The sequence below is a fragment of the Pseudomonas sp. MD195_PC81_125 genome, assembly GCF_014060985.1.
GTDB lineage: Bacteria > Pseudomonadota > Gammaproteobacteria > Pseudomonadales > Pseudomonadaceae > Aquipseudomonas > Aquipseudomonas parakoreensis.
On the sequence record NZ_JABULD010000330.1, the window covers coordinates 1 to 6,290 of the forward strand.

Genomic DNA, 6,290 nt, shown 5'->3' on the forward strand with positions numbered 1-6,290 from the left:
TTTTGATCTTGCTCTTAAAAAACAAGATCAAAAAGATCGCAGCCTGCGGCAGCTCCTACAGGGATTTCAGGACTTACTGAATTTCTTCAGGCTTGACGATCACCCAGTTCTTGTCCGCCGTCACCGGCAACCCTTCCTTGGCCTGCGCCGCTGCGTGCTTGGCCATCATGCCGTTCAATTGAGTCATGTATTTGTCCTTGCGGTTGACCCACAAGTGAATGCCGCCCTTGGCCACATCCACATCGTGGAACAGCATGTAGCCATCGCTGCTCGGGGTGTCGCCGCCCACCAGTACCGGTTTTTTCCACTCATCGATGTAGGTCAGGATCGCCGCATGCTTGCCGGCCATCCAGGTCGCCGGGGTCCACAGGTACGGCGTCAGTTCGAGGCCGAGGTTGGCCTTCTCGTCATACTTGCCGGCGGTGATCTGTTTGCGCGCTGTGGTCAGTTCGCCGGTTTCGCGGTTCTTCAGCAGCGTGGTCACGCCGATCACGTTTTGCGGTTTGACGTTGTAGCCGTACTTCGGATCGGCCGCGACCATGCGTACCAGTTCTTCCGAGGCAGCGGTCATCACGTAGACCTCAATGCCATTCTCCATCAGCTTGTTGTACAGCTCGGCCTGGCCGGTGAAGACTTTCGGCGGCTGCACATCGAGGTTCTTCACCACGTCGCCGTCGTAATAAGTGGTCGGCACCGGTTTGCCCGAGGCCATCAGCTCATCGACATAGCCTTTGAGCTCCTTGAGCGTGAAGCCGGAGAACACTTGCGCCACCCACGGGTAGCAGACCATGTCGTCGACTTCGCACAGCCGGTAGTAGTAACTGAACAGGCTTTCCTTATGGTCGGCGGTGTCCTTGAACGGCATCAGCTTCAGGGAGGGATCGAGTTTGTCGCGGGTGATCAGGCCCTTGTTTTCCATGAACGGCAGCAACGACTCTTCGAGGTCATAGCGGTAACTGGTGTTGTCCATGTCGAACACCGCGTAGTTACCTTTGTTGGCATTGGCCGCGATCATCGCGTCCAGTGCCTTGGCCTGATCCGCCGGCCAGTGCTTCAGATCGGTGGCGAATGCGTGAGCGGCTAGACCCAATCCAAGCACCACAGCGAGCATTTTCGGTGCGAACTTCATCGGCGTTTTCTCCCTGACTGAAAGACATCGACGCTAACAAATAAGTGTGACAGTCCTCGTCTGTCAGCGACCGCTTACGTCTCTTCAACGCCAGTTGCATTGCCAAGAGCGACAAGCGCTTATTCCAAAAACGACGGACGACCTGCTATTTCGGTATTAATTCATTGGAAATCAAACTGTTAGGCTTCCCGGTTCGCAGTTGCCCCAGAAGGCGACTGGCACAAGTCTTATCGGAGTCTTCATGAATCTGCCGCTGATCCTCAATCTGCTGGTGTTCCTCGCCCTGCTCTTCGGTCTGGCGCAAACCCGCCACACAACGTGGAGCCTGGCGAAAAAAGTCCTGCTCGCACTGATGCTGGGCGTGGCGTTCGGCGTGGCCCTGCACACCGTTTACGGTGCCGGCAATCCGGTGCTGAAAGCCTCGATCGGCTGGTTCGATCTGGTCGGCAACGGTTACGTGCAGTTGCTGCAAATGATCGTGATCCCGCTGGTGTTCGCCTCGATCCTCAGCGCGGTGGCCCGTCTGCACAACGCCTCGTCGCTGGGCAAGATCAGCTTCCTGACCATCGGCACGCTGCTGTTCACCACCGCGATTGCGGCGCTGATCGGTATCGGCCTGACCAACCTGTTCGGCCTCACCGCCGAAGGCCTGGTCGCCGGTACTCAGGAAATGGCCCGTCTGCAAACCATCCAGACCGACTACGCCGGCAAGGTCGCCGACCTGAATGTGCCGCAACTGCTGCTGTCGTTCATTCCGCAGAACCCGTTCGCCGACCTGGCCCGGGCCAAGCCGACCTCGATCATCAGCGTGGTGATCTTCGCGGCTTTCCTCGGTGTCGCGGCGCTGCAACTGCTCAAGGATGATGTCGAAAAAGGCCAGAAAGTGATCAACGCCATCGACACCCTGCAAGCCTGGGTGATGCGTCTGGTGCGTCTGGTGATGAAGCTGACCCCGTACGGCGTGCTGGCGCTGATGACCAAAGTGGTCGCCGGTTCCAACCTGCAGGACATCATCAAGCTCGGCAGTTTCGTCGTGGTTTCGTACCTCGGTCTGGGCCTGATGTTCGTGGTGCATGGCCTGCTGGTGTCAGCGGCCGGGATCAACCCGCTGCGGTTCTTCCGCAAGATCTGGCCGGTGCTGACGTTCGCGTTCACTAGCCGTTCCAGCGCCGCGAGCATTCCGCTGAGCATCGAAGCGCAGACCCGTCGTCTGGGCATTCCACAGTCGGTAGCAAGTTTTGCCGCCTCGTTCGGCGCGACCATCGGCCAGAACGGTTGCGCCGGCCTGTACCCGGCGATGCTCGCGGTGATGGTGGCCCCAACAGTCGGCATCAATCCGCTGGATCCGCTGTGGATCGCGACGCTGGTGGCAATTGTGACCCTGAGCTCGGCCGGTGTGGCCGGGGTCGGTGGCGGCGCGACATTCGCCGCACTGATCGTGCTGCCGGCGATGGGTTTGCCGGTGTCACTGGTGGCGCTGCTGATTTCGGTGGAGCCGCTGATCGACATGGGTCGTACGGCGTTGAACGTGAGTGGTTCGATCACCGCGGGTGCGATTACCAGCCAGGTGATGCAGCAGACCGATAAAGCGCTGCTGGATGCGGATGAGCATGCGGAGCTTGCTCAGGCTTGATGTAAAGCACGATCAAAAGATCGCAGACTTCGCCAGCTCCTACAGGGGACATGCGTAAACCTTGTAGGAGCTGCCACAGGCTGCGATCTTTTAGGCTTTTTCCCAGACTTCGAAGTTGTACGCAGGCTTGTCGCCCTCAGCCGGATTCGGCACATTCGACACCAGCTTCCACTGGTTCAGATCGAACTCCGGAAACCACGCGTCCCCTTCCGGGCTCAGCGCCACACGGGTCAGATACAGACGATCGGCCTGCGCCAGCCCTTGCGCATACAACTGCGCGCCACCAATCAGCATCAGCTCATCGACGCCCTGCGCTTGCGCCCATTCCTCGGCACGCACCACCGCGGCTTCCAGCGACGGATACACCTCCGCGCCTTCCAACACCAAGTCTGGCTGGCGGCTGACCACGATGTTCAAGCGCCCCGGCAGCGGACGACCGAGGGAATCCCAGGTCTTGCGGCCCATGATGATCGGCTTGCCGAGGGTCGTGGCCTTGAAGTACTTGAAGTCCCCCGGCAGGTGCCAGGGCATGCTGTTGTCGACGCCGATCACGCGGTTTTCACCGAGGGCTGCGATCAGGCTGAGGGGGAGTGATTTAGTCATGCCGGCGAGGATACCAGAGCCTCGCTTGACCCGATAAGCGCCACAGCGGTTATGCTCATGGCTCAATTGAGCAACGGAATGGCGCGTGACTGAACTGACTCCCCTGCAAAACCTCTGGCTGACTGAAACCATCCGCCTGCGTGAAGAGCACGCAGGTCCCCTGGAGGATCCGGAAGCCAATCGTCTGGCCCGCGCGGCCGGCGGCGATCTGTCGAGCCGTATTCAGCGCCGGGCGGCGTGGCTGGCCGAGCGCGACGGGCTGAGCACGGCACTCAAGCACTGGCTGCAGGGCGCGCGTCTGGCGCTGGTGCTGTTGGTCATTTTCGCGCTGTTGAGCGGCGCCGGACTGGCCTTCGCCGCACTGAGCCAGTCACCGGTGAATGTGTTCTGGGCCTTGGGCAGCCTGCTCGGGTTGAACCTGATTCTGCTACTGAGCTGGGCGCTGGGGCTGATCTTTGCCGGAGAACACGGCGCCACCCTCGGGCGCCTCTGGTTGTGGCTCAGCGAAAAATTCGCCCGCGACGCCAAAGCCGCGCAACTCGCACCGGCCCTGCTGCTGATGTTACAGCGCAGAAAACTCAATCGCTGGGCCCTCGGCACATTGGTCAATGGCCTGTGGTTGCTGGCGATGCTCAGCGCACTGGTGCTGCTGCTGGCGCTGATGGCAACCCGGCGCTATGGCTTCGTCTGGGAAACCACGATCCTCAGCGCGGATACGTTCATCAACCTGACCCAAGCCCTCGGCGCGCTGCCGGCGCTGCTCGGTTTCAACGTACCCAGCGTGGAAATGATCCGTGCCAGTGGCGACGCGGCACTGGGTATCGAAAGCGCGCGACAGGCCTGGGCGACCTGGCTGGTCGGTGTGCTGGTGGTCTACGGCGTGCTGCCGCGTCTGCTGCTGACGCTGTTATGTTTCTGGCGCTGGAATCGCGGCAAAGCCGCGCTGGCGCTGGACCTCAACTTGCCCGGCTACGCCCAGTTGCGCGAACGGCTGATGCCGACCAGCGAACGCCTCGGCATCAACGACGCGGCGCCTGAGCAGTTGCATCGGGTCGAAAGCAGCGTCAGCGAACACGCCAGCGAGGGTGCCCTGCTGGTCGCCATCGAACTCGACGATCAACGCTCCTGGCCACCAGCGCTGCCGAAAACCGTGAGCAACGCCGGCATTCTCGACAGCCGCGAATCGCGCAACAAACTCCTGGAGCAACTCAGCCGTTTCCCTCCGGCACGCCTGCTGATCGCCTGCGATCCACGGCGCTCGCCGGATCGCGGCAGCCTCGCGCTGATCGCCGAACTGGCGCGCAACGCCAGCGCCACCCGCGTCTGGCTGCTGCAAGCACCGCCCGGTGAAGCGCTGGACAGCGCCCGCCTCGGCGACTGGCATGTCGCGCTGCAACAGCTGGAATTGCCGTTCGCCGATTGCGCACCGATGAACTGGCTGGAGAACGGTCATGACTGATGCCCGCAAAGCCCCGCTGAAACTCGCGGTGGTCGGCCACACCAACGTCGGCAAGACCTCGCTGCTGCGCACCTTGACCCGTGACGTCGGTTTCGGCGAAGTCTCGCACCGCCCGAGTACCACCCGCCATGTCGAGGGCGCGCGGTTGTCGGTGGACGGCGAGCCCTTGCTTGACCTCTACGACACGCCGGGGCTGGAAGATGCCATTGCCCTGCTGGATTTCCTCGAGCGTCTGGAGCGCCCCGGCGAACGCCTCGACGGCCCGGCACGACTGGCGCGGTTTCTCGACGGCAGTGAGGCGCGCCAGCGTTTCGAACAGGAGGCGAAAGTGCTGCGACAACTGCTCGCCTCCGATGCCGGACTGTATGTGATCGACGCCCGTGAGCCGGTGCTGGCCAAGTATCGCGACGAACTGGAAGTGCTGGCCAGCTGCGGTAAACCGCTGCTGCCGGTGCTGAATTTCGTCAGCAGCGCCAGCCATCGCGAACCGGACTGGCGCGAAGCGTTGGCGCGGCTCGGCCTGCATGCGCTGGTGCGGTTCGACAGCGTTGCGCCGCCGGAAGACGGCGAGCGCCGCCTGTACGAAAGCCTCGCGCTGCTGCTGGAAAACGCCCGGCCGCAACTGGAACGGCTGATCGCCGATCAACAGGCCCAGCGCCTGGCGCGCCAGCAAAGTGCGGCACGCCTGATCGCCGAATTGCTGATCGATTGTGCGGCGTGCCGGCGCAGCGTGGTCAGCGACGCCGAGCAGGAACAGCAAGCCATCAGCGAGCTGCGCAAAGCCGTGCGTCAGCGCGAACAGAAATGCGTTGAGGCGCTGCTCAAGCTCTACGCCTTTCGCCCGCAGGACGCATCGGCCAGTGATCTGCCGCTGCTGGATGGGCGTTGGGGCGATGACCTGTTCAACCCGGAAACCCTGAAGCAACTCGGCGTACGGGTTGGCGGCGGGATTGCGGCAGGCGCTGCGGCCGGGGCTGGCGTGGATTTGCTGGTGGGCGGGATCACCCTTGGCGCTGCGGCGCTGGCCGGTGCGCTTGCCGGCGGCGCGCTGCAAACGGCGCGCAGTTATGGCAGCCGTCTGCTGGGCAAGATCAAGGGCCAGCGCGAGTTGACCGTGGATGACGGGGTGCTGCGGCTGCTGGCGTTGCGTCAGCGGCAGTTGCTGTCAGCGCTGGATCAACGCGGACATGCGGCGATGGACGCGGTCCAGGTCGCCACCCCGCAGGACAAGAGCTGGCGCGAGGGCAAACTACCGGAGGCGCTGAACAAGGCGCGGGCGCACCCGCAGTGGTCGTCGCTCAATCCCCATGCGAAGTTGAATCAGGCGGAGCGGCAGGAGCAGATAGATCTATTAGCTGCGGATTTGTAGCGCCTGATCCGGCCTCTTCGCTGGCAAGCCAGCTCCCACAGGGTTCTCGGTGAAAACCCATTTTTGTGATCAACCAAGATACCTGTGGGAGCTGGCT

5 protein-coding genes are annotated in these 6,290 nt (G+C 62.4%); 3 read left to right on the plus strand and 2 right to left on the minus strand.

Going from position 1 to position 6,290, the window contains the following annotated elements:
- Nucleotides 1–73 precede the first annotated feature (73 nt).
- Nucleotides 74–1,129, minus strand: a complete 1,056-nt coding sequence (locus HT737_RS13735) for a hypothetical protein (RefSeq protein ID WP_047297167.1) — start codon at nt 1,127–1,129, stop codon at nt 74–76.
- Nucleotides 1,130–1,370: 241 nt separating this feature from the next.
- On the opposite strand from HT737_RS13735, the gene HT737_RS13740 reads away from it, so the two are divergent.
- Nucleotides 1,371–2,762, plus strand: coding sequence for an L-cystine transporter (locus tag HT737_RS13740; protein WP_182402890.1), 1,392 nt, complete (start codon nt 1,371–1,373; stop codon nt 2,760–2,762).
- Between the two features lie 90 nt (nt 2,763–2,852).
- Here the strand turns inward: HT737_RS13740 and HT737_RS13745 are convergent, their stop codons facing one another.
- Nucleotides 2,853–3,365 carry a dihydrofolate reductase gene (locus tag HT737_RS13745; RefSeq protein WP_182402892.1) on the minus strand — a complete coding sequence of 171 codons (513 nt, stop codon included), beginning with the start codon at nt 3,363–3,365 and terminating at the stop codon, nt 2,853–2,855.
- An 85-nt stretch (nt 3,366–3,450) separates the two neighbouring features.
- Between HT737_RS13745 and HT737_RS13750 the strand changes: the two genes are divergently transcribed.
- Together HT737_RS13750 and HT737_RS13755 are read left to right on the plus strand one after the other, a co-directional pair.
- Nucleotides 3,451–4,824 carry a DUF2868 domain-containing protein gene (locus tag HT737_RS13750; RefSeq protein ID WP_182402894.1) on the plus strand — a complete coding sequence of 458 codons (1,374 nt, stop codon included), beginning with the start codon at nt 3,451–3,453 and terminating at the stop codon, nt 4,822–4,824.
- A complete protein-coding gene (locus HT737_RS13755) occupies nt 4,817–6,193 on the plus strand; it encodes a GTPase/DUF3482 domain-containing protein (RefSeq protein ID WP_182402896.1) in 1,377 nt (458 codons plus the stop codon). The genes HT737_RS13750 and HT737_RS13755 overlap by 8 nt, the downstream gene beginning before the upstream one ends.
- Nucleotides 6,194–6,290: the final 97 nt, after the last annotated feature.

Coding starts and splice junctions, on each gene's coding strand:
- HT737_RS13755 (WP_182402896.1), top strand. CDS start 4,817: ATGACTGATGCCCGCAAAGCCCCGCTGAAACTCGCGGTGGTCGGCCAC.
- HT737_RS13735 (WP_047297167.1), bottom strand. CDS start 1,129: ATGAAGTTCGCACCGAAAATGCTCGCTGTGGTGCTTGGATTGGGTCTA.
- HT737_RS13740 (WP_182402890.1), top strand. CDS start 1,371: ATGAATCTGCCGCTGATCCTCAATCTGCTGGTGTTCCTCGCCCTGCTC.
- HT737_RS13745 (WP_182402892.1), bottom strand. CDS start 3,365: ATGACTAAATCACTCCCCCTCAGCCTGATCGCAGCCCTCGGTGAAAAC.